This window comes from Acinetobacter sp. 70_2, assembly GCF_056736115.1.
On record NZ_JBWZIP010000015.1, the window covers coordinates 1,501,340 to 1,527,576 of the forward strand.

The window sequence follows — 26,237 nt, forward strand, 5'->3', positions numbered from 1 at the left end:
TAAGATTTGAACAAATCTTTTTCTGGTTTATACATGACGCAAATTTAATTTTTATTTTTAAGAGGAGAAAAATTCTTTTGTTTAAACATTCTCAATTTTTGAAAAAAACATTAATTACAACGTCTTTGATTACATTCAGCCTTTCAAGTCATGCGGCTCTTACCTTTGGTAATGCTGAAGAAGGTCAACTTAAAGTGAGTGGTACTGTTCGAGCTAAATATGTTTATGATTTTGACTCTGACCCCACTACCAGTAAATTTTCTTTTAATGACGCGGTATTATGGCTAGATTACAACTCCCCGAAATGGATTGGCCACCTAGATTATCGGGTTTATGAATATTACGGGCGTTTAGGCGATGCCAATTGGCTTACCGATGCGTGGTTGGGTTATAAAATTAATGACAACAGTAAAATTATTGCTGGCTTAAACCCAGTTCCTTTTGGCTTGGGTCGCTTTTGGGGAAATACTTATTATTTAGGCATTGCCAATAGTGCAGGTTGGGAAGATGTACATAACCTTGGGGTGAAATATGATTTCAATGATGGCATCAATGAAGCACAACTCGCCTTTTATCCTACCGATGGTGGCACCTATAGAGGTAAAAGCAAAGACTCGAGTCGATTTAGTATCAACCCTGTCAATGCGGATGACTCTGTACCACAAGGCACCAACACTCAAGAAAAGAACTCCATTGTTGTTCGCGGTGCTCATACCTTTAAGAACGTATTAGGCCAAGAAAATTTCTCTACCCAACTGGGCGCCTCTGCATGGTATTCCACCATTGAAAATAAACGTTCAGGGCAAGATGGCGATCGCCAAGTCTATTCAGTTTTTAGCAATACCAATTACAATCAATGGAATTTACAGCTTTTAGCTGGTTATCAAGACATTGATAATGCCGACGCTCAATATAAAGACCACCTAACTTTGGGCGGTTTCGATTATTCATTCAACTCTGCAACCAAAGGTCAGATTTACTCAGCCGAACTCAGCTATTTATTTCCTCAGCAGTTTGGCCCAATTACCTCTATTCGCCCGTACTTAAACTATAGTTCTTATCGAAAAGAGCAAGATGGCTTTAAAGACTCCACCCGTTTTATTCCCGGCATTGCCTTTAACTATCAAAAATTGACAGTACAAGCCGAGTTGCTGGTGGGTAAACACGATCCATATCTAGGAGAGAGTGAAGGTCTTGCGGCTGGCGGAAGCAATGATAAATGGAACAAAAAAGCATTTGTGATTTTTGCTTATTACTTCTAACTCAAAAAAACAAAGGCCAACAGATGTTGGCCTTTGTTTTCATTTAGATATCTATTTTTACTCTAGTCGATTACTGGTGAATTATTGAGAGGAAGTTCTGCTTTATCTTCATCAATCACATCGACATCTTGAGCAGTAGGCTCAAACTTAATCAGTAGCCCAATCACAATTAAAGGAATAAATGCAAAGATAGAAATAATCAGGTAAACATCGGTTTTATATCCCGCCATCCAGATCGGTAAAACAAACAAAGCAATTGCTTGAGCAACACCCGTTACTGCACGGTTAAAGCCGACCCCAACGCCACGAATCGAAGCTGGATAAGCCATAGTTGGATACACCATCATTTGTGCACCTGGCCCAAAACCTTCAGCAAAAAGCCATAAACCTAGCATGCCAATTGCGGTGTAGAGTAAAAAACTATTACCGGGTTCACCAATTAATGCTAAGGCAATGAGGGCTATAAACTGGAGTAAAAAGCCTGTAAGCAACACATGACGAGATTTAAATCTGCTAGCAACAAATACGCCTAACAGCCCGCCCGTAAATGCAAATAATAAATTAAGTCCAAGTGTGGTGGTAATGGTCGTCAAGACATCTGTATGGAAGAAACGCGTTAAAATAGAAGGTAAAAAGAAGGCAATGGTCGTGTACTGAAATGCCACCGAAATGTGAATCACAATTGCCACAATCGTTCTTGGCAAATAGGTTTTATTAAATAAAACTGCAAACCCCTCGCGCTTTTTCTTTTCAGCAGTTCTTTCTACTTTTTCAACTGTAGCGACTGCATTAATTGCATAGGACTCTTGTAGAACTTTAGCTGCCCCTTTTAAATCACCTTGGTTGGCAAGCCAGATTGGTGATTCAGTTAAATATTTACCGCGAATAAAAATAATGAGTAACGCTGGCACTGCTCCAAAAATTAAAGATGCTCGCCATAACCAGTTGCTATGCTCAGGAGGTAAAAGAAAGTAAAGGGCTAAAACCAGACCAAAACAGACCGAAGAAGCGGCATACCACATTGGGCACCATGCGGCTAACCGCGCTGCTTTGTTGCTACTCCCGTTAAATTTAGAAAACTCAGATAAGTATGACATTGCCACAGGCAAATCAATACCAACACTAATTCCCATAATAAATCGGGCTAAAATCAAAACCCAGACATTCGGTGCAAAGCCTGCGACAATTGCCGCAATGACAAACAGCACCATGTCCGCCATAAATACTCGATAACGGCCGATTTTATCTGTCAGCCAACCCCCAATCAGGTTACCCACAATGGTTCCGCAGACAATTGCTGAAGCCACCACACCAGTCATCACAGGGCTTAAAGAAAACTCTGAGATGACTTGCTCAATACCAAAGGACAGCGTTGTTAAATCATAGGCATCAATAAACACCCCAATTAGTGCCAACCAAATAACTTTATTAGACTTACCCTTCCCTGCAAACTTGGAAATTAATTGTGAAACATCATCGGGAGATTTAATTTCATAACGATGGTTATGATCGAGTTCTTGTGTGCTCACTTAATAATTCCTGAATTTTAATAACAGAAACAAAATAATGATTATTCACATAATACAAAAACAAATTAATCTGATGTTTTAATCTAAATTATAGAATTATCTTTTCATTATTAACTCAGCAATAAAACCGATATAAAAATACAAAATAAAAGCTGGTATTTAACCAGCTATTTATTTAAAGGTTTTCCAAAATACTAACTCGCCTCAGCAAGTTTTAATTCCTTTAGATTACGATATTTTGCACCGCGGTGATTTTCAGGCAAATATGGCCCAGCACCAAATAATTTTTCTCTTAATGTTCCTTGTGCATATGAGGTTTGATATACACCTCGTTTTTGCAACTCTGGAACAATAAATTCGACCACATCGGCAAAGGTTTGATGTGCCAAAATATAGGCAAGGTTAAAGCCATCAATATCGGTATCTTCAACCCATTGCTGTAGAGCATCTGAAACTGTTTCTGCCGAACCCACTAACACAGGCCCATTACCACCTAAGCTGTTCCAGTTTGCAATTTCCTCAATGGTCCAAACACGTTCTGGATCTGCATTTACATAAGAATCTAATAAAGATTGAATCGCGTTGGTTTGAATATATTCAACTTTATCGGTCGGTTGATATTGTGAAAAATCGACACCAGACCAGCCAGACAGCAATGTTAAAGCGCCATCGTAGCTTCCATAGCTTTGATATTCTTTAAACTTAGCCTGTGCTTTTGCATCAGTTTCATCAGTGACTATCGAAAAGAGTGCATAAATTTTAACTGAGTACGGGTCGCGGCCTTCCTGAGCCAATTTCTGGCGAATGCCTTGTACCACTTTTTTAGTGGCAATTTTAGACGGCGCTGCTATGAATACACACTCGGCATTTTGACTAGCAAACTTCTGCCCGCGTGATGACGCACCTGCTTGGTAAAGTACAGGCGTCCGCTGTGGTGATGGTTCACAAATATGGATGCCCGGTACAGTAAAGTATTTACCTTCGTGCTGAATTGGATGCACTTTTTTATGGTCAGCAAAGATACCGCTTTCACGGTCACGAAGTACCGAACCTTCTTCCCAAGACCCTTCCCAAAGTTTGTAAAGGACTTCTAAGTATTCATCAGCAATATCATAACGATTGTCATGATTAACCTGAGTTTTTAGGCCCAAGTTTTTCGAACCACTTTCTAAATAAGACGTCACGATATTCCAACCAACTCGCCCTTTGGTTAAATGGTCTAGCGTGCTAATACGCCTAGCAAAAGGATAAGGATGTTCAAAAGAAATAGAGGTCGTGACACCAAAACCCAAGTGCTTTGTGACTGCTGCCATCGCAGGCACGATCTGTAGCGGATCATTGACTGGAACTTGTACTGCACCTGTTAAGGCATGTTCAGCACTTTGATGATAAACGTCATAAATACCAAGCACATCTGCAATAAAAATACCGTCAAAAAAACCACGCTCAAGAATTTGTGCTAAATCTGTCCAATATTCTAAATCTTTATATTCAACAGATCGATCTTGAGGATGTCGCCATAATCCAGGAGATTGGTGGGCAATACAATTCATTTCAAAAGCATTAAAACTAATTTTCTTAGTCATAAAATATCAGCCAGCATTTTATTTATTTTTATACTAAAGCAATTTTTATGTTTTCTTTATAATATATACCCCAAACAAAATATGATTTTATTCTAATAGTTTTTTATAATTTATTTTAAAAAATATAAATAACATTAAGCCACTAAAAATAGCAGCTTAATATCTAAAACTATAATTTATTGTTTAGCAACATTCCCAATTCGCCATTGATACGGTGGTAATGTGCCGTTTACACTAAAATCACCGATAATACGATTTTTAAATACTCTCGGGTTATGTGAAGATAAAGTTCGTACATTACGCCAGTATCGATCTAGGCCTAAATCTTTGTCTGTTGCGGAAGCACCTAAAGCGTCAAATAAAATCGTAGAAGCATTTAAAATCAAATCGGTAATAACCGTTTGAGATTGTGCACTTTCAAGCTCAGCAAGTGCATTTTGCTCTTCTTCGAGCTGCTCATTGTTTTGAAATGCAGCCAAGTAAGCACGCTGTAAGCTTTGCGCGACTTTTTCAACAATCGCCCCTGCACTGTAAGCCGCACCACGAATTTGTCCTACGACTTGTAAAATTTGTGGATCCTGTTTTACAAATTGGGCATTTGCATGCGTATAGTTTCGGGTACGTTTCGCCACAGCTTGAGAAACATCATAGGTTGCAGCACGCCCTAGACCTGTAATGATTGCCAGCTGGACCAGTTGATAGTAAGCCGCTGAATATTTAAAACGATCATCATCAGGTAAAATTTCAGTTTCATCGACCAATACATCATGGAAATATGCTGTACCACTTGCAGTGAGTTGCTGTCCAAAGCCATTCCAGTCATCAACAATTTCGACACCTTCATCTTCACGGCGAACAACGACCGAGCCAGACTCACCCTTTAAATCTGTTACACCAACGTCAACCCAGTCTGCATATAGACTCCCTGTGGTGTAATATTTTTTACCCTTAACGCGAATTTTACCGTCAATATCTCGATACAAATGTGTTTCAAACTGATCAATTGACTCTTTCCCGCCTTCAGACCATGCACTACCGACTGTTTCCCCATTTGCAATTCGGCTCAGCCAACGCTGTTGAAACGCTTTGTCTTTACTTACCAAGACATCTTCAGTGAAACCAAAATGCACACGCAAAGCTTGCGGTAAGTTTGAGTCGGCTTCTGCAAGTTCAATGAGCAATGCAAATAATTCAGGAATAGTTGCATCAAAGCCACCATGAGCTTTGGGAAGTCTTAAGCGCGTAAAACCAATATCTTTAAGCCACTGGAGTTGTTCATAGGGCAAAATATGCTGCTGCTCACGGATTAAAGCCCCTTCTTTAATACGGGCAAAAGTCGGTCTAAAATTTTTTGCCAATTCATCATAACGTTCTGAAGGCCCTTCACCCCACACGCGAGAAATAATTGAGGCCTGACTAAGTGCAGCATGTGTTAATGAACCGAGATGATGCTCAAAATTTAAATTTGTCATGTAAGTAAAACCAATATTGCTTTGCTTTTACCATAAAATATTTATTTCACATGAAAACGATTATTTTTTTATAACTGTATTCATTCTTTATATAAGAACCCAAGCACAAACATAAAAAGCTCATCTACCAAGCCCTAAGATAGTTCTTTTTGTCTAATGCTCTGCTGGCTTTGTAGAAGTGTTTGTATATATTCTGAATAGACAGATAATTTTTCGAAAATATGCTCTGAATAAAACATATCATCAATTAAATGTGTCATTTGACCAGCAGTAAAGGTGTCGCATAAACCAACCAGCGCTGCGTTCATTTGAGCGAATTTTGCGCATAATTTTACATAAGTTTCATCTTTATTTTTGAATAATAATTTCCGCATTTCTAAGCCATTTAGGTTTTTTAAGTCATCATCTTTTGTGGTTTTAATCCAATAAATTTTGATCCTTAAAAATTGCTCGAGTGCTTTTAAATGCTCGACATCTACGTCTAAACTCGTAATTAAAAAAACGGTAGAGAGATCACTTCGGCACAGTGCCTTGATTAAGCTTAGATAAATAAACTCAACTTCACTCAACTCTGCAAATTCCAAATCTATATAAATTTTTAGACTTTCTAAAACGTCATCTACTTTAAAGAGTACTTTCTTTTCAGCTTGGTAATATTTATTAAGAATAGAAAGCACAGGCGCAGTTGCAGGCGTTGTATAAATAGCAGCCTTGTTTAAGTTAGCAAAAATAAATGGTGAAAATAGATAAGCCACACTACTTTGATGTGCCTCAATATGAGATTGAATTAAATATACTGTTTCAGATTTAGAAAAGTCTCTGAGTACTTTCGCTCTTAATAAAGTAGCTTCAAAATTAACGTAGGTTTGCTCTAATTGAGCCAATATAGATACAGGAATAGGCTGATTTTTAATAATTTTATGCAGGACATTGAGTTGAGAAGTAATAAACATTTTTTAACATCCAAGCTATTTTAGAAGAGCTACACTTAAATCAGGTCTTTAATAACCTACGTAACAACCAGACCTCACGCAAAACAACAAAGGAATAAAAGAGAAGAAACTATTCTGCGCTTATTACCCAAAGTCACATTTACTCTGTTTTGGAAAGTGATTTTGGCCATTCGTAAATCTTGTTCATTTATTTTGGACTTTTGAAGAATGGATACATAGCTACAGATATTTGAAAAAAAACTATAGCACACCTCATGAATGCTTCAGACTGTTATAGTTTTATAAAAAATTTCTGTATCTACATATACAAAAATAGTAAGTGCATGATTAAGGAAACTTCTTAAGGTAGGTAGTTTTCATGAGACGATCTATTGCATATCGCCAGATATTTCATCAATGTTTCAATGCAACATGCATTTTTACAAATGCAACATCAAGCATAAACTTTGTTAACAGACTGAGAACAATCAATCAGTCTATTCTCTTGAAATATCAAGCAATTATATTGCTTAACCCTGTTGGCATTTTACTTGCTAAGAACATTTATCACAGAAGCAAGTTTAATCGTCAGAATACTTTGTTGCCTGAAAATAAGTATTTAACTCATTTAACCATCATCAGCTAGTTCACAGGGGGAAAGTTTATGAGCCTCGGTCTAACCGCTCTAGAATTAGCGCGAATACAATTTGCTTTTACAGTATCCTTTCATATTATTTTTCCGGCCACTTCCATCGGTCTTGCCTGCTTTTTAGCAGTGCTAGAGTGGAAGTGGTTAAGAACCCAAAACCCGATTTATAAAGATCTATTTAAGTACTGGATTAAGATCTTTGCCGTTGCATTTGGTATGGGTGTGGTCTCGGGCGTGGTCATGAGTTACCAGTTCGGTACTAACTGGAGTGAATTTTCACGCGTCGCCGGAAGTATTACTGGTCCTTTACTTACCTATGAAGTGTTAAGTGCCTTCTTCTTAGAAGCAGGTTTCTTAGGCATTATGTTGTTTGGCTGGGGACGTGTTGGCCCTCGAGCCCATTTCTTTGCGACGCTTATGGTTGCTATCGGAACATGTATTTCCATGTTCTGGATTTTATCTTCCAATAGCTGGATGCAAACCCCGCAAGGTTTTGCCATCGAAAATGGCATTATTGTGCCTAAAGACTGGTTAGCTATTGTCTTTAACCCATCGTTCCCTTACCGCTTTGCCCATATGGGTGCTGCTGCCTTCTTGGTTTCATCTTTATTGGTCGTAGGAACATCTGCATGGCATTTAGTAAAAGGCCGTCGTGATGAACTGGTAAAAAAATCATTCTCGATGGGTCTTTGGATGGTACTTGTGACTTCATGTTTACAAGTGGTGATTGGTGATAACCATGGTTTAAACACTCGTGAACATCAACCTGCCAAACTTGCCGCAATGGAAGGTCACTGGGAAACCAATCATAACGAACCAATGCCATTACTGTTATTTGCTATTCCAGATATGAAAGAAGAACGTAACCACTTTGAAGTGGGGGTTCCATATTTGGGTAGCTTAATTTTGACTCACAGTTTAGATGGTCAAGTCACTGGTTTAAAAGATTTCGCACCTGAAGATCGTCCAAACTCAACCATTATTTTCTGGAGCTTCCGTGTGATGGTTGGCCTTGGTGTCCTTATGGTTACCTTATCACTGATTGCCCTTTGGCTGCGTAAAAGCGGAAAACTTTATGAAACATCATGGTTCCACAAATTTGCTTTACTAATGGGCCCAGCAGGTTATGTTGCATTACTTGCAGGCTGGGTCACCACTGAAGTAGGCCGTCAACCTTGGGTAGTGTACGGCATTATGCGAACCAAAGATGGCTTATCTCATACGGTGTCGGCAGATCAAGTCGGCCTCAGTCTCTTTATTTTTGTAGTGGTGTATACCATCGTTTTTGGTAGCGGTATTTACTACACCTTAAAACTCATTAATAAAGGCCCATCATTTATCGATACACCAAATATCGAGTCTGGTGGAGTTGGACACTTTAAAACACCAATGCGCCCACTCAGTGCAGTTGATGAAAATATTGACAGCAACCAAAAATCTGGGGAGAACCGTCATGATTGATCTTTCTTTAATATGGGTCGGTATTATCGGTTTAGGTGTCATGATTTATGTGGTCATGGATGGCTTTGACTTAGGAATCGGGATCATGTTCCCCTTCATTAAGAACAGCCAAGAACGTGATGTGATGATGAATACCGTCGCCCCTGTCTGGGATGGTAACGAAACGTGGATGGTCCTTGGAGGTGCTGGTCTATATGCAGCATTTCCACTGGTTTATTCAACAGTTTTATCAGCACTCTATCTACCTATTATTTTCATGGTGATTGCCCTTATTTTCCGTGGCGTTGCTTTTGAATTCCGTTTTAAAGCTCATCGCACCAAACACCTTTGGGACTTGGCTTTTATTTGGGGTTCAGTGTTAACCAGCTTCCTCCAAGGAATTATTCTGGGTGCTTATATTCAAGGGATCAAAACCGAAAATGGTATTTATGCTGGTGGGTCTCTTGATTGGTTATCTCCATTTACGATCTTTACAGGTATTGGCGTAGTTGCCATGTATGCCACTTTGGGTTGTGGCTGGCTGATCTTAAAAACCGAAAAAGGCTTACAACAACGTATGTATGAGCTTATGCCTAAGCTAATTATTGCACTACTCATTATTTTTGGCGCTGTAAGTTTATATACGCCTTTGACTCATCCTGAAATTGCAGATCGATGGTTCTCTTTACCAAATCTGTTCTATTTTAGCCCTGTACCTATTTTGGTCTTATTGTTTGTTGGCCTAATTTTATCGGCATGTAAAAAGCAGAATCACGACCTCAAACCATTTGCATATACATTGGCTCTCGTTTTCCTTGCATTTACTGGTTTTGTGATTAGTTTATGGCCTTATATTATTCCACCATCAGTCACCATCTGGCAGGCCGCAGCACCACATTCAAGCCAAATGTTTGCTTTGGTCGGTGCACTTATTTTGATTCCAATCATTATTGCTTACACCATTGTGTCTTACTGGGTATTTAGAGACAAAGTCCGTGTAGGTGATGAAGGCTATCATTAAGTATGGAGGGTTTTATGAAAAAGTCATCCGTTAAACTCAATCAAACCCAATGGTTTATTCTGCTATGGCTTGGTGGTTTTTTAGCCTTAGCTGTGATTGCGGGATTGTTTAAAGTTATCTTGATTTATGCAGCCCCTTACTTAAAGTAATTCCATCCTTATAGACAAATGCCGTTTGTAGATTCTGCAAACGGTATTTATTATTGATTCAGTGCATCTTTTTTTATTTCGTGCAGCTCATACATGTATAAATCAGAACAACTCGCCCATAGCATTCGCCAGCTCATTGGGAGCGGCACTTTAAATGCACATGAAAAATTACCTTCGTTAAGAGATCAGGTACAACGCTCTGGTTTTAGTTTAATGACCGTAATGAATGCTTATCAGGAGCTTGAATCACAAGGTTTGATTTATTCAAAAGAAAAATCGGGATACTTCGTTGCCGAGCAAATTGCACTTAAGCCACTCGAGCAATATTCTGTTGTTTCATTAAATTCTAAAATCGAAATTAACTCATTAGTTTTTAAATATCTTAAATCGATTCAACATGAATCTGTTGTACCTTTTGGTTCAGCTTTTCCAGATAGTCAGCTTTTAGCTGCCCCCAAACTCATTCAAATTATGGGGCAACTTGCGCGTCAAAGACAAAGCTATGACCAAACAGCAAGTCTACCTCCCGGTAATTTAGCTTTAAGGAAACTGATTGCTCAGCGCTACTGTATGCAAGGCATACAGACTGACCCAGATAACATTGTCATTACATCGGGAGGTTTAGATGCACTGAACCTTTCCCTACAAGCAGTCGCTAAACCGGGTGACTATATTCTATTGCAACAAACCGTGTTTTACGGCGCTTGGCAAGCTGCCGAGCGTTTAGGGCTTAAAGTCATTACCATTCCTGAACATCCTCAATATGGTTTTGACCTAGAAGCTTTTGAACAGGTTATTCAAACCTATCCTATCAAAGTGTGTTGGCTCATGCTTAATGCCCATAACCCGATTGGTTTTACCGTCAGCGATGAAATTAAATATAAAATTGCCAAATTACTTCATGAGTATCAAATTTATTTAATTGAAGATGATGTCTATGAAGAGCTTTTTTATGGCGGTCAAAAACCACTTTCAATGAAGTATTTTGACCAACAAAATCTGGTGCTTCACTGCTCTTCTTTTTCTAAAACATTAGGTGCAGGTTTTCGGGTTGGTTGGGTCTATGCAGGTAAATTTTCAGACCATATTCAACACTTGCAGCTTATGAGTACCATTTCAGTAAATGCACTTATTCAAAATGCATTAGTCGAGTTTTTGTCACATCATCATTATGAAAAGCACTTGCGTACACTTAGACTTTCACTTGAGCGTTATAAAAAGCAGTTTTATCACTATTTAAAGCAGGATTTACCGAGCTCTTGCGAAGTGTATTACTACCCAAGTGGCTATTTTCTATGGGTCAAACTTCCCAGCACACTAGACAGTATGCAAGTTTATGAAGAGTTGATTCAGCAAGACATTGGCGTTGCGCCAAGCCCTTTGTTTAGTGTTTTACCCGCACAGCAGCATTATTTGCGAATCAACTGTTCGTTTGAATGGAACACTAAAATTCAAAGCGCATTAGATCAAGTGATTAAAACCATTCAACAAAGAGTTGAGAACAATTCATAAGAAGGTATGGCCTCTTAAAATCAAGGCCCAAGCCATATCTTTTCTATCGCGGTTTATTCAACATCCATTCCAGATTTTGGTGAACCGCTGGCCATTCATGTTTTAAAATGCTGTAAACATGAGTATCCCGCAAAATATCACCTTTCACAATTTGATGGCTCCTCAGCACACCATCAAGCTTTGCACCCAAGCGTACAATCGCGGCTTGGCTTTGAACATTTAAAGAAGATGTCCTTAACTCAACCGCAATGCAGTTTAAAGTCTCAAATGCGTGGGCCAGCAATAGCTTTTTACATTCAGTATTTACAGGTGAACGCTGTGCAGATTTTCTGTACCACGTCGAACCAATTTCTACACGGCGATGTGCTTCTTCAATATGCATTAAAGTTGTCATACCCAACGCCCGACCTGTTTTTCGATCTTCAATATAAAATGGCAACATAGAACCAGAACTTTGTAAACCGAGACGTCTTTCAATTTCAGCAGCCATTTGTTCAGGTCTTGACACACGGGTATACCAAAGATTATAGAGTTCCCCATCGCAAACAGCCTCCGCCAGTGATTCAGCTTGAGTTAAGTCTAAGGGCTTTAAAATAACGTGCTCACCTACCAACTCAACAGGTGTAATAAAAGACATCTTTGTCTCCTCAATTGATATTAAAGTTTTATATTTTCAAAATTATTTATTTAACTCAGCCACACTATACATAGCGTCTGCTATGGTTTGATGACCAGATTTCGATAGGCCATCTGCCGCGCCCAAAATGTCTCGACGTTCTTTGTTTTGCCCAAGTTTTGATTTGCCTCGCAGCTTGGTAATTTCAATCTCAATACCTACAATGGCTTTTAACATCGGTTCAAGATAGTCCTTTGGTGCATCGGACATTTTCCATGGTTCAGGTTGAGATGCTTCGTGGGTACGGGTTAAACGAGCCACAACACCACGGACGTAACGTTCATCATCTCGAATGGTTACTTTGCCATAAGCATGCACAACCCTATAGTTCCATGTAGGTACTTGTCTGTGCTGTTCATGTTTGGATGGGTACCAGTTTGGTGAAATATAAGCATCACTCGCTTGAAACACGACCAACACCTCATCTCCACTTTTAATGTCCTGCCAGACAGGATTAACTCTAGACACATGCGCACGTAGTACACCCAATTCCCCTTCATTTGCCTGTAATTCGAATGGAAGATGGTTTGCATCTAAGCCATTACTTCCATGCGTAAAAAGCACACCAAACGGATATTCGGTAATAAGAGAATGCAATACATCCAAACGGTTTTCTGCATAATCATCGGGGATATACATGGCTCAAAACCTCGCTGTAAATATCAGGGTTATTTATATTTTGTGTTGTAAATTTTCTGGTTTATGTGGTTTATTAAAAAGAACCACTTTGTATTTTTTTAAGTAGACCAGAATTATGGCAAGAATGGCAAAAGTTGTTGAACTTCCGTCGATTGCAAAGATTAATAAAAGCCAAGGAAAGATAAGTGCTCAACTGACCCAAGCTTTGCGTGAAGCTGTACAAAGTGGTGATTTACAGCCCGGCGATCCGTTGCCTTCTTCACGTGAATTGGCTCTAACACTTGGGGTCGCTCGCGGAACGATTATTGAAGCTTATGATCAGCTTTTAGCTGAAGGTGTTTTTGACTCTCAAGCACGAACGGGCACCTATGTGTCTCATGCTTTAACTAAAAAAACTACGCCGCAACATTCTCAAAAAGAGACCACACCTAACTCAATCCCTTTGACGAAATCGGCACGTTCTTATGCCCAAGTGCTTAAAGAGTTTAAACCACTTCCTCATGCCCCTTTTGCAGTGTCTGTCCCGATTGCCCGTACCCAACCGAGTGATATTTGGCGTAAGTTTGGTAATAAATTTAGATCTCGAGGTGCTGGTGCTCCTTCGGGTTATGGCGAGCCTCAAGGCGTGCTATCACTAAGAATTGCTATAGCAGACTATGTACGCCGGTCACGTTCTGTCCACTGCGAACCTGAACAAATTGTGATTACTCCCGGTATTCAGCAATCACTTTATATTTGTAGCCAGATTTTATTTGAAGCAAAAGATGAAGTTTGGATTGAAGATCCAGCTTATCGCGGTACAACAGCCATTTTTGAACATGCTGTACAAAACATTCGTATGGTACGTGTTCCTGTTGATGAAGAAGGTATTCAGGTTGAAACCGGAATTAAGCTTTCTAAACAAGCGCGTGCTGCGTTTGTAACCCCATCTCACCAATATCCGCTTGGCATGCCGATGAGTCTAGCAAGACGTACGGCTTTATTGGCTTGGGCAAAACAGCAAAATGCATGGATCATTGAAGATGACTATGACAGTGAACTCCGTTATAACGGTCAACCCTTCCCATCGTTACAAGGTATGGCGCCCGACCAAGTGATTTATCTTGGGACTTTCAGTAAAGTCCTATTTCCATCACTTAGACTTGGCTATGCAGTATTGCCTAAAGAATTGGTGGCACCTTTTTGTGGGCTAAGAGTATTAATTGATCGACACCCACCTGCTGCCGACCAGCACGTTTTGGCTGCTTTTATTCAAGAGGGCTATTTAGAGCGGCATATTCGACGGACTCGGAATGTCTATGCAGAAGTTCGAGAATACATTATTGGTTTGATTGACAAATACATACCTCAAGAACTGGCTTGGTTACAGCCAGGCGATCAAGGCATGCATATGGTGTTATGGCTTGCTCAACATATTAATGACATTGAAGTTGCAAGCTCGGCAGTCGATGCAGGCATTGCCATTAAAGCAATTTCACCCACATTTTCAAAAGAGCAACAACGTCCGGGGTTAATTGTTGGCTTAGGTGATTTTGAACCCGAACTGATGCAACAAGCTATCAAAAAACTATCAAGAATTATTCAACAATATGACAGGCCTTTTTAGATAAGACCTACAACAGCAACCATAGATGAATGGCAAATGGCCCAATCAGCACCATTAAAATACCTGCAATGACCATGGTCAAACTGGCAATTACACCTTCTTCACTATTGCGCTGCTGTGCTCTGACTGTACCAAAACCATGCGCTGCATTGCCGAAAGCTGCACCATTTGCCACGTTAGAACGGATTTTAGTAATCGCTAAAATTGCATCGCCGCAAATCATACCGACCAAACCAGTAATGACCGTAAATAGTGAAACCAATGCTGCCGAACCGTGAATATCTTCCGCTAAAATCATGGCAAATGGTGTGGAAATAGAACGTGCCATCAAACTATTGGTGACTTCAGGGCTAAAGTGGAACCACTGTGCCATTTCATAGGCAGACATCACACCTACACTCATCCCCACAATAATCGCAATTGAAAGGACCCCAAGGTTTTTACGAATCGTTTCCCGATAACGATAAATCGGTACAGCAAACGCAACCGTTGCAGGTCCTAATAAATTAACAATCCACTGCGTATCTTCTGCGTAAGTTTGATATGAAATTCCAAAAATCGTCATCAAAATGATGGTGAGTACAGGCACGCTAATCGCAGGCGACAACCAAAGTTTCGGATTTTTCTGATAGATTCGCTTTGCCACAACATAGGCTGCCAAAGTCCAGATCAGACAAAGAATTGACCAGATATTCATGTCGTTTGCTCTTTAGATATGCTTATGTTGAAGACGTTTTCGAGCCTGTAAATAAGCTTTCAAACGATTGTAATAGTGAATCGTCAAGCAGGTACTGAGCATGACCGAAATGGTCCCAACTGCAATACTCAAGACAATTTGCCATCCTTCGGTCATAAACAAGGTTTTATACTGCACTACAGCGACCACAACGGGCACGAAAAACAGCAACAGTTCACCTAAAACAACGGTTGCTCCCATTGCCACCTGATCCATTTTGATAATTTTAAAGAACAGGCATAAAAGCAATAAAAACATACCTAAAATGCCTGCCGAGACAGGTACGCCAAGTTTTTGATGTAAGAGATATCCAACCCACCAAAATCCAGCCAAAATCAAAATTTGTTTAACTAAAACTAAAAGTGAAGGTTGTGTGGGTGTGCCAGAAGCAGATTCAGTACTCATTTTGCGAAATTAAATGGTTAACTACACTATTATGCTAGCTTGGTTAAATCTGCTAAATATGAATTATTCATGTTAATATTATTCTAAAATGGAATAATCTATTCTCTATTATGCTTTCTCTAAAATCATTACAATGCTTCGTTACATTGGTAAAAACTAAAAGTTTTACCCGTACTGCTGAAGAGTTGTATCTGACTCAACCCACTATTAGTAAAATATTACAGCAGCTTGAAGAGCAACTTCAGGTACAGCTTTTGGTTAAACCTGATCATGGCCGTAAAAGACAAATTGAATTAACTGAAATTGGAGAGCGCATTTATCAACATGCGATTGAGCTTCTTCAGGCAGAACAGAACATTTTTCTTGAAATTGAAAACTATCAACAATTAAAAACAGGAACTTTAAAACTCGGCGTTCCGCCTTTAGGTTCGCAGCTCCTAACCACAGCCCTATTTGATTATCATCAGCAATTGCCAGATATTGAATTGGCTTTTATGGAGGTTGGTTCACGCGGTATTGAGCAAGCTTTGCTTAACAATGAGTTGGACGTTGGCGTTTTATTGCAGCCCTTTGATGAGCAAATCTTTAATAGCATCGAGTTATGTAACTACCCTTTAATGGTACTTTTACGTCGTGATGCGACTTGGGCAACCCGTAAAAAAATAAATCTAGAAGAGCTACAACACCAATCATTTTTAATGTTTCCTGAAAATTTCTCTTTAAACAGTATTATTCTCGATGCCTGTAAGCAGCATGGTTTTTACCCAACTATTGCTTGCCGGACCAGCCAATGGCACCTGTTGGCAGACATGGTGCTACAACGTATGGGGATTGCGCTTCTCCCGCAATATTATACCGACATGCTTGACCCTAATTTATTTGCAGCAGTACCACTCGAAAAACCAAATATTCAGTGGCACTTAGTGATGGCTTGGAAAAAGAATCTTCCTGTCTCACCAGCTGTACAGGCGTGGCTTAGTATTGTTCGTCAGCATTTTCAGCACATTAAGCCCTAACGTTGAACACTGAAATGGCTTAATTCAAAAACCGATAAAGCTTTTCCACAAAAAAGCTACCCAATCTTGGATCAGCTCACTTAGACTAGATTCGATTGTTTTATGACATGGACAATAACAATGAATAATGAACATTTTAAGCTGTACACAGATTCACAATTTCTAAGCCCCTATGCGTTTACAGTTTTTGTAGGGCTACATGAAAAACAAATTCCATTTGAAATTGCGACCATCAACTTAGGCCAACAAGGCCAGTTTGAAAAATCTTATGTAGCAAAGTCATTAACTGCCAAAGTGCCTGTACTCGAGCATAATGATTTTGCCTTATCAGAATCTTCTGCCATTTTGGAATATCTTGAAGAACTTTATCCAAACACATCTATTTATCCAAAAGATATTCAAGCACGCGCAAGAGCAAGACAAATTCAGGCATGGCTCCGATCGGACTTAGTTGCGCTAAGAACTGAGCGTCCAACCGATGTTATTTTTATTCAGCCCACCTCCACTCCACTTTCAGAAGAAGGCAAAAAAGCAGCCGAGAAACTTTTCTTTGTGGCTGAAAAACTTCTTGCGTCTGATGCCGAATTTCTTTTTGGTTCATGGAGCATTGTGGATGCTGAACTTGCATTAATGTTGCAACGCCTTATTCAAAATGGTGATGCTGTACCAGAACGTTTAAAAAACTATGCATTACAGCAATGGCAAAGACCGACCGTACAAAAATGGCTTGCCTTGCGACATAAATAAATCCTTATATTTACACCAAACATGAGATAAAAAATGAGTGATTCAAGCTATATTCCTCCACAAGTTTGGCAATGGACTGGAGAAAAAACCGATTTAAACCAACCTACCTCAGGTGCACGTTACGAGCATACACTTCCAGTAGGGAAACATCCGCTCCAGCTCTATTCTTTAGCAACGCCTAATGGTCAAAAAGTCACTATTTTATTAGAAGAGCTTTTAGCTCTAGGACACCAAGATGCTGAATATGATGCATGGCTGATTAAAATCGGTGAAGGACAGCAATTTGGTAGTGGCTTTGTAGAAATTAATCCAAACTCTAAAATTCCAGCATTGGTTGACCATAGCCAAAACCCGCCATTAAGAGTATTTGAGTCTGGCTCAATTTTGCTTTATTTAGCTGAAAAATTTAAGGCTTTCATTCCAACTGATATTGCTGCACGTACTGAATGCCTCAATTGGTTATTCTGGCAAATGGGCAGCGCGCCTTACCTAGGTGGTGGTTTTGGGCATTTTTATGCCTACGCCCCTGTCAAAATTGAATATGCAATTAACCGCTTTGCCTTGGAAACAAAACGCTTACTTGATGTATTAGATCAGCATCTAGCAAAGCATGAATATTTGGCTGGTTCTGAATATAGCATCGCTGATATTGCGGCATTCCCTTGGTATGGCGGTCTTGTTAAAAACTGGGTGTATAACGGCGCGGAGTTTTTAGGGGCTGACCAATATAAAAATGTTCAACGTTGGGCAGATGCGATTTTAGCGCGCCCTGCGGTTCAACGCGGTCGTATGGTCAATCGTACTTTTGGTGATTTAGCAACCCAGTTGCATGAACGCCATGATGCCAGCGATTTTGAGACCAAGACTCAAGATAAATTGCAGAATCAATCTTAAAAATATCATTCAGTTTTTTGACTTACCCGCAAGATATTTCATTTTTGCGGGTATTCAAAGTTGGCAAAATAGCCCGTGTATAACTCACTCAGCCAAGCAACAAAAACTCGTACGCGTGGCGAGAGCTGCCGATGCTGCGGATATAAAGCAGAAACTGACATCTTCGGGATTTCCCACTCAGATAAAACGTCAACCAGTCGCCCGTCTTTTAACTCATTTGCCACATGGTAGCGCGGGACCTGAATTAAACCTGCCCCACGTAAAGCAGATAATACATAGTTTTCAGCGTCATTTACCGCTATCCAGCTTTTTAAAAAATAATCTTGTTTTTTGCCATTCACCATCAATTCAAATGGATAATTTCGCCCGCCTGATGTCGAAAAGAAATTAACACAATAATGTACTAACAAATCTTCTGGTTGCTTTGGCGCTCCATGTTTATTTAGATAGTCAGGACTTGCACAAATCACTTGTGGCATATCCACCAAATGTCTAGCAATTAAAGTGGAATCATCCAAACGCCCCGCTCTCACCACACAGTCTATCCCTTCCCTAATCAGATCAACCAAGCGATCCCCCGTACTAATTACGAGTTCAATGTCGGGGTACAACTCGTGAAATTGGTCGATATTGGGTAAAACAATTTTAGTTGCATGTGCGCCTGATAAATCGACTCGTAATAAACCACGGGGCTGAGCAATTACATTACGTAAAGACGATTCTGCATCATCAAGTTCCGATAATATTTGTGTACAACGCTCATAAAATGCTTGTCCATCTAGTGATGGTCTTACATGCCGAGTCGTCCGCTCTAGCAAACGACACTGCAAATTATTCTCTAACTCTTTAATGGCATTACTTGCTGTAGCGCGTGGGATATTCAGCTGATCGGCTGCCTGACTAAAACTACCCAGCTCTACGATGCGGGTAAAAAGTTGCAAGGTATCAAATTTGTCCATGGTGCGCGCTTTTAACCCTATCTATTATTAATAAATATGGAATTATCTTATCCAATTCTAATGATTTATCCCATATTTCTATATTATTAAAATAAGCCATACCTACTCAAACAGGCAATCTAAAAATGAATATTTCAAGAAAAACAGCTCTGGTTACTGGCGCATCACGTGGTATTGGCCGTGCTATTGCAGAACGTTTAGCTCAAGATGGTTTTTATGTGATTGTTAACTATGCTGGCAATAAAATGCATGCCCAAGCCACTGTAGAACATATTATTGAGCGAGGTGGTCAAGCCTCAGCTATTCAAGCGGACGTCGCAAATGAACATGAGGTGAGTCGTTTGTTTCAAGAAGCAAAGGCCATTAACGGTCAGTTAGATGTGGTAGTTCATAGTGCCGGTATTATGCCTATGGCAAAAATTACACCTGAAAGCCTGCCAGATTTCGATAAAGTAATTCATACCAATTTACGTGGCGCGTTTTTAATATTGGCGCATGCGGCCGAAACAGTGCCAGATGGTGGTCGGATTATTGCGCTTTCAACCAGTGTAATTGCCAAATCTTTTCCGGCATATGGTCCCTATATTGCTTCAAAAGCAGGTGTCGAAGGTTTGGTACATGTGTTAGCAAATGAGTTACGTGGGCGCAATATTACCGTAAACGCCGTTGCACCCGGCCCGACAGGCACTGACCTTTTTTACAATGGAAAAACTGAAGAGCAAGTAGCGGCTATTGCAAAACTTGCTCCATTGGAACGAATCGGGACACCTGACGAAATTGCTGGCGTAGTTGCCATGCTGGCTGGTCCAGATGGACGTTGGGTAAATTCTCAAGTCATTCGAGTAAATGGTGGATTTGCTTAATTTTTAAAACCGTGTGGATTATTTTAATTCAAACGGTTTTTACTAAATAATAAAATTTCTTAAATCTATTTTATTTTAATAACTTTATAAGATTAACTAATACTATTTTATATAAAATATTCACCGCTCTTATTTATCAAAATAATATATATAAATAGCTATTCCTTATTTTTGCTTATATTTAAAATCGCGTAAATTGAACCTTAACAATCTAAATCAAAGATAAGGATATATTCAATGAACGCTAAATTAAATACTGAAACTCCGCAAAGTTTTATCTCAAATGGTTCAAATACATCCTTTTCAGCCGAAGAAATTCTTTATAAAGCACAGCAATATGCACAAGAACACGAACTAAATTTTAGTGGCAGTTTATCACCTGTTGATGCATGGCAACTCGTACAACAAGGAGAAGCCGTTTTAGTTGATGTACGTACTAATGAAGAACGTAAATTTGTAGGTTATGTCCCTGAAAGTGTTCATGTCGCTTGGGCAACAGGCACATCGTTTAACCGTAATCCACGCTTTTTAAAAGAACTCGAATCAAAAGTTGGCAAAGACAAAACTATTCTTTTGTTATGCCGTAGTGGCAACCGTTCAGCACAAGCTGCCGAGGCCGCATTTAATGCTGGTTTTGAGCATATTTATAACGTTCTTGAAGGCTTCGAAGGCGATCTAAATGATCAGCAACAGCGTAACCAAAAAAATGGCTGGCGCATCCATCAACTTCCTTGGCAACAAGACTAATACTTCAATCAATTTTCAGTGAATCAAGGAAAGCTTGTGACTCAATGGAACATTAATGCTGTTGTACAAGGTTTACAACAAGCAAGGCATGACTGGCGTCAGCAGCAACACAGGACCAAAGAATTTGGGGGCCGTGAACTTCCATCTAAAGAAGCTTTAAAAGCTATTTTAGATGACCTGTGCGGAATTTTATTTCCAATGCGTTTAGGCCCTGCCGACTTACGTCAAGAAACTGAAGATTCTTATATCGCCTATACTTTGAATCGGGTACTCACAGCGTTACATGCTCAAGTACAACTGGCTTTAAATTATGAAGCAAAACGTCATTTGAGTCATTCGAACACAGTCCAACAGCCAGACGAACTTGCTCAAAATATTGTGCAGGATTTTGCCAACACCTTGCCCTCTATACGACGTCTTTTAGACGGCGATGTGCGTGCTGCTTATGAAGGCGATCCGGCGGCGCACAGTGTGGATGAGGTATTACTTTGCTATCCGGGCATATTTGCGATTATTCATCATCGAATAGCGCATCAACTCTATGTCCAAGTGCCTTTATTGTCTCGCATTATTTCCGAGTTGGCGCATTCTGCAACTGGTATTGATATTCATCCAGGTGCAAAAATCGGTAAAGGATTCTTCATCGATCATGGTACGGGTGTGGTGATTGGTGAAACTAGCGTTATTGGGGAACGCGTTCGTATTTATCAGGCAGTGACCCTTGGAGCAAAACGCTTTGAAACCAATGATGATGGTGCTTTGAAAAAAGACTATATACGCCATCCGATTGTTGAAGATGATGTCGTGATTTATGCAGGCGCCACTATTTTAGGCCGTATTACAATTGGCCGAGGGTCAATTATTGGGGGAAATGTTTGGCTTACGCATAGTGTTGCTGCAGGTAGTCAGATTTTACAGTCACCGAATGAGTCTTATCAAAAAAATCATATAGCCGGTTAAAAACTATAGATGTGAAATAAATAGATAAGGAGATAAATAAACAAAGAACGTGCAGATTAATAAAATGCTTATTTCTAGTTTAAATATATTTTTATTTAGAAAATAGATAACTCATTAATAAGCTCAGTATTTAAAAAATTTATAACGCGATTTTAATTTTAAAACCAGAACTAATTCTAGTTTATATGCATCCTAGAATTTTTATTTTCAAAAAGCCAATGTAATAAGGAAAAATGATTCATGGCGAAAAATACAGACAAAGCCCAACTTGCACTTGGGGACCATGCGGCCCGTCAACTGGCTAATGCAACCAAGACAGCTCCCCAACTTTCTACAATTACTCCCCGCTGGCTGACTCACTTACTTCAGTGGATTCCTGTTGAAGCAGGTATTTATCGCCTAAACCGTGTCAATAATACCGATGATATTCAAGTAGCTTGCACACAACGTGATGAAGCAACTTTACCTCAAACTTTCGTCGATTATGATCCAGAACCACGTGAATACTTTTTAAATGGTGTATCTACTGTTTTAGATGTACATACACGTGTTGCTGACCTTTACAGCAGCCCACACGACCAAATTAAAGAACAGCTTCGTTTAACCATTGAAACCATTAAAGAACGTCAAGAAAGCGAGCTTATCAATAACCCTGAATACGGTTTACTGGCAAGTGTGACAGATGATCAACGTATTTCGACCTTAAATGGCCCACCTACTCCAGATGATCTTGATGATTTGCTGCGTAAAGTTTGGAAAGAACCAGGATTTTTCCTAGCACACCCTGATGCGATTGCAGCATTTGGACGTGAATGTACACGCCGTGGTGTGCCACCTCCAACGGTTAGCTTATTTGGTTCGCAATTCATTACATGGCGCGGTATTCCACTCATTCCATCAAATAAAATTCCTGTAGAAGATGGCAAAACTAAAATCTTGCTGCTTCGTGTAGGTGAAAAGCGTCAAGGGATTGTTGGTTTGTTCCAACCAGGTCTTGCTGGTGAACAGTCACCAGGGCTTTCAGTACGCTTTATGGGAATCAACCGTAACGCGATTGCGTCGTATCTAATCTCGTTATATTGCTCACTTGCAGTACTCACTGATGATGCGTTGGCAGTATTAGATGATGTGGAGGTGGACAAATATCATGACTACCCAGTTAACTACAAGTAATCTGCAAGGTAGTCCAACGGGGCCTGAAGTGACTGGTGTTAACCCACCAGCCAACTTCCCTGATGAGTCCACCATTGCTCGACTTGCTAATGAGTTTTTTTCAGCATTACCAAGCTCAAGCAGTTCAGCTTCTCCATCGGGCCTTAACTTGGATTTACCTGTCGGAGCGCCACCGCACCCACCACAACCGGGTGAACCATTTTCTGCACTCAGTGGTCGTGCGCCCAATATCGCCTTTCAGAAAAGTCTCAATCCGGAATATCCTGAGCATATTCCAAATTTGCCAGACTACCCTGAACGCCGAATTGTAGCGTCTGCGCCTGTGGTTGGTGGAGCTAATTTGCCACGGCCACCATTTGAACCACATTTGCCACAAGCTGCTCATAGTGAACCCAACGTGCCACGCATTGAACCAAGCTTACCAACGGGTGCAGGTGAATCACCTTATTATTTTTTAAATGATTTTTCTGCTCCAAATGCAGTAGAACCATCTGTTAAAGGTGTTGAAGATAATTATTCGATTGCGCAGTCTTTTCAGTTACCACATGGTGATCAGCTGAAATCATTGCTGACGGAAGATCGTTTTGCAACGAACAAGCCTCCTCAAAGTTCGGCAAGCTCTGCATTTTATTTTTTAGACTTGCCTCAAACTGGACAAAGTTATAGTCACTATCAACCATCACAACCCACTTTTGTAGCAAGCGGTGCTCAACCACTCGATGTGCATGCCATACGTCGTGATTTCCCAATTTTACAGGAACGCGTCAATGGTCGACCTCTAGTCTGGTTGGATAATGCTGCGACCACACAAAAACCGCAGCGTGTGATTGACCGGATTGCTTATTTTTATCAGCATGAAAACTCAAATATTCACCGTGCTGCACATGAGTTAGCGGCTCGTGCAACTGATGCCTATGAGCATGCAAGAAATGTAGTTGCCCGATTTATTGGTGCACCCTCTTCTAAAGAAATTATCTTTGTTCGAGGAACAACCGAAGGGATTAACCTGATTGCAAAAACATGGGGCGAGCAAAATATTGGTGAAGGTGATGAAATTATCGTTTCTCACTTAGAACACCATGCCAATATTGTGCCTTGGTATCAACTCAGTAAAAAAACTGGAGCAAAATTACGAGTCATTCCTGTTGATGACACGGGCCAGATTATTTTAGAAGAGTTACCAAAACTGATTAATGAACGTACTAAACTGCTGTCGATTACTCAAGTTTCGAATGCTTTAGGCACAGTCACACCTGTTGCTGAAGTCATTAAAATTGCCCATGCCAAAGGTGTTCGCGTTTTAGTTGACGGTGCTCAATCTGTTTCGCACATCCCTACCGATGTACAAGCTCTTGATGCAGACTTTTTTGTGTTTTCTGGACATAAAGTGTTTGGGCCGACAGGCATTGGCGCGGTCTATGCAAAACCCGAGTTGCTAGAAAGCATGCCTGTTTGGGAAGGTGGCGGTAACATGATTCAGGATGTGACCTTCGAACAAGTAGTTTACCAACCTGCACCAAACAAGTTTGAAGCTGGAACTGGGAACATTGCCGATGCTGTCGGCTTAGGTGCTGCACTTGAATATGTTGAAAGTCTAGGTATTCATAACATTGCTCGCTATGAACATGATCTACTCGAATATGGTCAAAATGCGCTGAGCAGTGTGTCTGGTTTACGTCTGATCGGAACGGCACATCACAAAGCCAGTGTGATGTCCTTTACCTTACAAGGCTATTCAACTGAACAAGTGGGCAAAGCTTTAAATCAACATGGTATTGCCGTACGTTCAGGTCATCACTGTGCTCAGCCGATTTTACGTCGCTTTGGCGTCGAACAGACCGTGCGTCCGTCTTTGGCTTTTTATAACACGACTGAAGAAATTGATTTATTGGTTTCGGTGTTACATCAACTGACACGTAATAGGCGTAGCAACTAAATCTATTTTTAGACTAGAAAAGACTGCTTTTGAGCGGTCTTTTTTATGGATTATTTATTAAAACTACTTGAGCTCAAAAGTTATATATGAAGTAACAAGTCAAAGTAGCTATTACAGTGGAGTCTTATTATTTTAAATTCGATTTCTGAATTAGCCTTCGGCTAGACTTACTTTGGTTTCGCCCAAAGTAAGCAAAAGCATTTTCATCTGCAAAACCTGTCCTCTTCTTATATCTAATCGATATATCGCAGAAACATAAACTATTTAATACCACGCAGGTTGCAGATGATTTTAGCTCGAATTAAGAGTCATCAATAGTTCGGACAACTCAAAGTAGTTATCACGGCGGAATCTTATTATTTTAAATTCGATTTCTAAGTTAGCCTTCGGCTCGAGCCAAGAGTCATCTACAGCCTGCCCATAATTTATAAAAATAATGTTTTTGCAACATTTCCTGATAGATGGAAACAGTTAACAGGTTCTGTAGATGACAAAGTTTTTTGGTTACTTTTTCCAAAAAAAGTAACAGAATTAGCTACGTTCTTCTGATGTATAAACGGTAAGACTCCGTCGTGCTACCCCATCCACTTATAAATACAACCAACTTAAACAAACAAACTCCAAATCAATCTCAACGCAATCCCAATCAACAACAATCCCATCATCCTCTCAAAATAAACCCCAAACTCCAAAAATCTTTTACGTACGATAGGCTGTGCAAACAGTACACTCACCACCATAAACCAAATGGCATTGACCATACACATCCACACACCATAAAAAACCTGAACTTTCATCGGTGTGGTCGTACTTACAATTGTCGTAAACATTGCTAGAAAAAAGATAGTGGCTTTTGGGTTTAACGCATTGGTAAGAAAACCCATAGTAAAAGCTTTAAATAAACTCGGCGTATCACTGCCTGCTTGGCCATTAATTTCAATATTGGTATTCGGCTGGCTACGTAAACACTGCCATCCCAAATACACTAAGTAAGCTGCCCCTGCTGTTCTGATCAGTGACATGAGCCATTCGCTTTGCTGAATCAAAAAGCCAATACCAACAAGTGTATAAAACACATGGACTGAAATTCCGACACCAATACCAATTGCGGTCAAACATCCAATTAAGTAGCCATAACGTACACTTTGTCTTACCGTAACTACAAAATCTGGTCCCGGTAAAATCACCGCCATAAAGTGAATAAGAGCTAGCGTTAAAAACTCATGTCCATACAACTGCCACATAACAATTTAGTTTCCTGAAAATCACCTAAAAGATTGTATTGCGATTTTTTAGACGCGATAATCCAATTAAAATCCAAATAACTT

Annotated in this window: 24 protein-coding genes; 14 read left to right on the forward strand and 10 right to left on the reverse strand. The window is 39.9% G+C overall.

The window, feature by feature from the left end; all coding sequences use genetic code 11:
* Positions 1-77: 77 nt before the first annotated feature.
* A complete protein-coding gene (locus AC1PJ9_RS16185) occupies positions 78-1,262 on the forward strand; it encodes a hypothetical protein (RefSeq protein ID WP_311087815.1) in 1,185 nt (394 codons plus the stop codon).
* A 62-nt stretch (positions 1,263-1,324) separates the two neighbouring features.
* Here AC1PJ9_RS16185 and AC1PJ9_RS16190 read toward each other — a convergent pair whose 3' ends face one another.
* The 4 genes from AC1PJ9_RS16190 to AC1PJ9_RS16205 form a co-directional block, all read right to left on the reverse strand.
* A complete protein-coding gene (locus AC1PJ9_RS16190) occupies positions 1,325-2,791 on the reverse strand; it encodes an MFS transporter (protein ID WP_013198172.1) in 1,467 nt (488 codons plus the stop codon).
* A 194-nt stretch (positions 2,792-2,985) separates the two neighbouring features.
* On the reverse strand, positions 2,986-4,377 hold the full coding sequence (locus tag AC1PJ9_RS16195) for an LLM class flavin-dependent oxidoreductase (protein ID WP_311087816.1): 1,392 nt from the start codon (positions 4,375-4,377) through the stop codon (positions 2,986-2,988).
* Between the two features lie 176 nt (positions 4,378-4,553).
* A complete protein-coding gene (locus tag AC1PJ9_RS16200; RefSeq protein ID WP_311087817.1) occupies positions 4,554-5,849 on the reverse strand; it encodes an acyl-CoA dehydrogenase family protein in 1,296 nt (431 codons plus the stop codon).
* 134 nt (positions 5,850-5,983) lie between these two features.
* Positions 5,984-6,802 carry a hypothetical protein gene (locus tag AC1PJ9_RS16205; RefSeq protein ID WP_311087818.1) on the reverse strand — a complete coding sequence of 273 codons (819 nt, stop codon included), beginning with the start codon at positions 6,800-6,802 and terminating at the stop codon, positions 5,984-5,986.
* Between the two features lie 643 nt (positions 6,803-7,445).
* Between AC1PJ9_RS16205 and AC1PJ9_RS16210 the strand changes: the two genes are divergently transcribed.
* The 4 genes from AC1PJ9_RS16210 (at position 7,446) to AC1PJ9_RS16225 (ending at position 11,552) form a co-directional block, all read left to right on the forward strand.
* Complete coding sequence (locus tag AC1PJ9_RS16210; protein WP_019458892.1) at positions 7,446-8,891, forward strand: cytochrome ubiquinol oxidase subunit I; 1,446 nt, start codon at positions 7,446-7,448, stop codon at positions 8,889-8,891.
* Positions 8,884-9,891 (forward strand): cytochrome d ubiquinol oxidase subunit II, encoded by a 1,008-nt coding sequence (cydB, locus tag AC1PJ9_RS16215; RefSeq protein WP_019458891.1) that lies wholly within the window; start codon positions 8,884-8,886, stop codon positions 9,889-9,891. Before AC1PJ9_RS16210 ends, cydB begins: the two co-directional genes overlap by 8 nt.
* A gap of 14 nt (positions 9,892-9,905) precedes the next feature.
* Positions 9,906-10,040, forward strand: a complete 135-nt coding sequence (locus AC1PJ9_RS16220; protein ID WP_000749813.1) for a hypothetical protein — start codon at positions 9,906-9,908, stop codon at positions 10,038-10,040.
* A gap of 93 nt (positions 10,041-10,133) precedes the next feature.
* A complete protein-coding gene (locus AC1PJ9_RS16225) occupies positions 10,134-11,552 on the forward strand; it encodes an aminotransferase-like domain-containing protein (protein WP_311087819.1) in 1,419 nt (472 codons plus the stop codon).
* A 43-nt stretch (positions 11,553-11,595) separates the two neighbouring features.
* Here AC1PJ9_RS16225 and AC1PJ9_RS16230 read toward each other — a convergent pair whose 3' ends face one another.
* Both AC1PJ9_RS16230 and AC1PJ9_RS16235 read right to left on the reverse strand, forming a co-directional pair.
* Positions 11,596-12,189, reverse strand: coding sequence for a GNAT family N-acetyltransferase (locus AC1PJ9_RS16230; RefSeq protein WP_311087820.1), 594 nt, complete (start codon positions 12,187-12,189; stop codon positions 11,596-11,598).
* Positions 12,190-12,231: 42 nt separating this feature from the next.
* On the reverse strand, positions 12,232-12,867 hold the full coding sequence (locus AC1PJ9_RS16235; protein WP_311087821.1) for an FMN-binding negative transcriptional regulator: 636 nt from the start codon (positions 12,865-12,867) through the stop codon (positions 12,232-12,234).
* A gap of 115 nt (positions 12,868-12,982) precedes the next feature.
* Between AC1PJ9_RS16235 and pdxR the strand changes: the two genes are divergently transcribed.
* Entirely contained in the window at positions 12,983-14,473 is a 1,491-nt protein-coding gene (pdxR, locus tag AC1PJ9_RS16240) for a MocR-like pyridoxine biosynthesis transcription factor PdxR (RefSeq protein ID WP_311087822.1), read from the forward strand.
* A gap of 7 nt (positions 14,474-14,480) precedes the next feature.
* Here pdxR and AC1PJ9_RS16245 read toward each other — a convergent pair whose 3' ends face one another.
* Together AC1PJ9_RS16245 and AC1PJ9_RS16250 are read right to left on the reverse strand one after the other, a co-directional pair.
* Complete coding sequence (locus AC1PJ9_RS16245; protein ID WP_002157453.1) at positions 14,481-15,170, reverse strand: LrgB family protein; 690 nt, start codon at positions 15,168-15,170, stop codon at positions 14,481-14,483.
* 12 nt (positions 15,171-15,182) lie between these two features.
* On the reverse strand, positions 15,183-15,614 hold the full coding sequence (locus AC1PJ9_RS16250; RefSeq protein ID WP_005069824.1) for a CidA/LrgA family protein: 432 nt from the start codon (positions 15,612-15,614) through the stop codon (positions 15,183-15,185).
* 110 nt (positions 15,615-15,724) lie between these two features.
* Between AC1PJ9_RS16250 and AC1PJ9_RS16255 the strand changes: the two genes are divergently transcribed.
* From AC1PJ9_RS16255 to yghU, 3 genes are all read left to right on the forward strand, one after another.
* Positions 15,725-16,630, forward strand: coding sequence for a LysR family transcriptional regulator (locus AC1PJ9_RS16255; protein WP_311087823.1), 906 nt, complete (start codon positions 15,725-15,727; stop codon positions 16,628-16,630).
* A 120-nt stretch (positions 16,631-16,750) separates the two neighbouring features.
* Complete coding sequence (gene yfcF, locus AC1PJ9_RS16260; protein WP_206217635.1) at positions 16,751-17,377, forward strand: glutathione transferase; 627 nt, start codon at positions 16,751-16,753, stop codon at positions 17,375-17,377.
* Positions 17,378-17,410: 33 nt separating this feature from the next.
* Positions 17,411-18,271, forward strand: a complete 861-nt coding sequence (yghU, locus tag AC1PJ9_RS16265) for a glutathione-dependent disulfide-bond oxidoreductase (protein ID WP_311087824.1) — start codon at positions 17,411-17,413, stop codon at positions 18,269-18,271.
* A gap of 38 nt (positions 18,272-18,309) precedes the next feature.
* Here yghU and AC1PJ9_RS16270 read toward each other — a convergent pair whose 3' ends face one another.
* Complete coding sequence (locus AC1PJ9_RS16270; RefSeq protein WP_311087825.1) at positions 18,310-19,230, reverse strand: LysR family transcriptional regulator; 921 nt, start codon at positions 19,228-19,230, stop codon at positions 18,310-18,312.
* A gap of 125 nt (positions 19,231-19,355) precedes the next feature.
* Between AC1PJ9_RS16270 and AC1PJ9_RS16275 the strand changes: the two genes are divergently transcribed.
* The 5 genes from AC1PJ9_RS16275 to AC1PJ9_RS16295 all read left to right on the forward strand — a co-directional run bounded on the left by AC1PJ9_RS16275 (position 19,356) and on the right by AC1PJ9_RS16295 (position 24,909).
* A complete protein-coding gene (locus tag AC1PJ9_RS16275; RefSeq protein WP_057068065.1) occupies positions 19,356-20,093 on the forward strand; it encodes an SDR family oxidoreductase in 738 nt (245 codons plus the stop codon).
* A 237-nt stretch (positions 20,094-20,330) separates the two neighbouring features.
* On the forward strand, positions 20,331-20,840 hold the full coding sequence (locus AC1PJ9_RS16280) for a rhodanese-like domain-containing protein (protein ID WP_057068064.1): 510 nt from the start codon (positions 20,331-20,333) through the stop codon (positions 20,838-20,840).
* Positions 20,841-20,858: 18 nt separating this feature from the next.
* Positions 20,859-21,800: a serine O-acetyltransferase EpsC gene (gene epsC / locus AC1PJ9_RS16285; RefSeq protein ID WP_311087826.1), complete on the forward strand. Its 942-nt coding sequence runs from the start codon at positions 20,859-20,861 to the stop codon at positions 21,798-21,800.
* Between the two features lie 240 nt (positions 21,801-22,040).
* Positions 22,041-22,973, forward strand: a complete 933-nt coding sequence (locus AC1PJ9_RS16290; protein WP_001107594.1) for a family 2A encapsulin nanocompartment shell protein — start codon at positions 22,041-22,043, stop codon at positions 22,971-22,973.
* Positions 22,948-24,909 carry a family 2A encapsulin nanocompartment cargo protein cysteine desulfurase gene (locus AC1PJ9_RS16295; protein WP_311087827.1) on the forward strand — a complete coding sequence of 654 codons (1,962 nt, stop codon included), beginning with the start codon at positions 22,948-22,950 and terminating at the stop codon, positions 24,907-24,909. The genes AC1PJ9_RS16290 and AC1PJ9_RS16295 overlap by 26 nt, the downstream gene beginning before the upstream one ends.
* A 605-nt stretch (positions 24,910-25,514) precedes the next feature.
* Here AC1PJ9_RS16295 and AC1PJ9_RS16300 read toward each other — a convergent pair.
* Positions 25,515-26,153 carry a LysE family translocator gene (locus tag AC1PJ9_RS16300; protein WP_311087828.1) on the reverse strand — a complete coding sequence of 213 codons (639 nt, stop codon included), beginning with the start codon at positions 26,151-26,153 and terminating at the stop codon, positions 25,515-25,517.
* Positions 26,154-26,237: the final 84 nt, after the last annotated feature.

What these genes read in the sequence shown, in the direction of transcription:
- AC1PJ9_RS16195 (WP_311087816.1), bottom strand. Translation starts at nt 4,377, where the DNA reads ATGACTAAGAAAATTAGTTTTAATGCTTTTGAAATGAATTGTATTGCC.
- AC1PJ9_RS16200 (WP_311087817.1), bottom strand. Translation starts at nt 5,849, where the DNA reads ATGACAAATTTAAATTTTGAGCATCATCTCGGTTCATTAACACATGCT.
- AC1PJ9_RS16205 (WP_311087818.1), bottom strand. Translation starts at nt 6,802, where the DNA reads ATGTTTATTACTTCTCAACTCAATGTCCTGCATAAAATTATTAAAAAT.
- AC1PJ9_RS16210 (WP_019458892.1), top strand. Translation starts at nt 7,446, where the DNA reads ATGAGCCTCGGTCTAACCGCTCTAGAATTAGCGCGAATACAATTTGCT.
- cydB (WP_019458891.1), top strand. Translation starts at nt 8,884, where the DNA reads ATGATTGATCTTTCTTTAATATGGGTCGGTATTATCGGTTTAGGTGTC.
- AC1PJ9_RS16220 (WP_000749813.1), top strand. Translation starts at nt 9,906, where the DNA reads ATGAAAAAGTCATCCGTTAAACTCAATCAAACCCAATGGTTTATTCTG.
- AC1PJ9_RS16225 (WP_311087819.1), top strand. Translation starts at nt 10,134, where the DNA reads ATGTATAAATCAGAACAACTCGCCCATAGCATTCGCCAGCTCATTGGG.
- AC1PJ9_RS16230 (WP_311087820.1), bottom strand. Translation starts at nt 12,189, where the DNA reads ATGTCTTTTATTACACCTGTTGAGTTGGTAGGTGAGCACGTTATTTTA.
- AC1PJ9_RS16235 (WP_311087821.1), bottom strand. Translation starts at nt 12,867, where the DNA reads ATGTATATCCCCGATGATTATGCAGAAAACCGTTTGGATGTATTGCAT.
- pdxR (WP_311087822.1), top strand. Translation starts at nt 12,983, where the DNA reads ATGGCAAGAATGGCAAAAGTTGTTGAACTTCCGTCGATTGCAAAGATT.
- AC1PJ9_RS16245 (WP_002157453.1), bottom strand. Translation starts at nt 15,170, where the DNA reads ATGAATATCTGGTCAATTCTTTGTCTGATCTGGACTTTGGCAGCCTAT.
- AC1PJ9_RS16250 (WP_005069824.1), bottom strand. Translation starts at nt 15,614, where the DNA reads ATGAGTACTGAATCTGCTTCTGGCACACCCACACAACCTTCACTTTTA.
- AC1PJ9_RS16255 (WP_311087823.1), top strand. Translation starts at nt 15,725, where the DNA reads ATGCTTTCTCTAAAATCATTACAATGCTTCGTTACATTGGTAAAAACT.
- yfcF (WP_206217635.1), top strand. Translation starts at nt 16,751, where the DNA reads ATGAATAATGAACATTTTAAGCTGTACACAGATTCACAATTTCTAAGC.
- yghU (WP_311087824.1), top strand. Translation starts at nt 17,411, where the DNA reads ATGAGTGATTCAAGCTATATTCCTCCACAAGTTTGGCAATGGACTGGA.
- AC1PJ9_RS16270 (WP_311087825.1), bottom strand. Translation starts at nt 19,230, where the DNA reads ATGGACAAATTTGATACCTTGCAACTTTTTACCCGCATCGTAGAGCTG.
- AC1PJ9_RS16275 (WP_057068065.1), top strand. Translation starts at nt 19,356, where the DNA reads ATGAATATTTCAAGAAAAACAGCTCTGGTTACTGGCGCATCACGTGGT.
- AC1PJ9_RS16280 (WP_057068064.1), top strand. Translation starts at nt 20,331, where the DNA reads ATGAACGCTAAATTAAATACTGAAACTCCGCAAAGTTTTATCTCAAAT.
- AC1PJ9_RS16290 (WP_001107594.1), top strand. Translation starts at nt 22,041, where the DNA reads ATGGCGAAAAATACAGACAAAGCCCAACTTGCACTTGGGGACCATGCG.
- AC1PJ9_RS16295 (WP_311087827.1), top strand. Translation starts at nt 22,948, where the DNA reads ATGACTACCCAGTTAACTACAAGTAATCTGCAAGGTAGTCCAACGGGG.
- AC1PJ9_RS16300 (WP_311087828.1), bottom strand. Translation starts at nt 26,153, where the DNA reads ATGTGGCAGTTGTATGGACATGAGTTTTTAACGCTAGCTCTTATTCAC.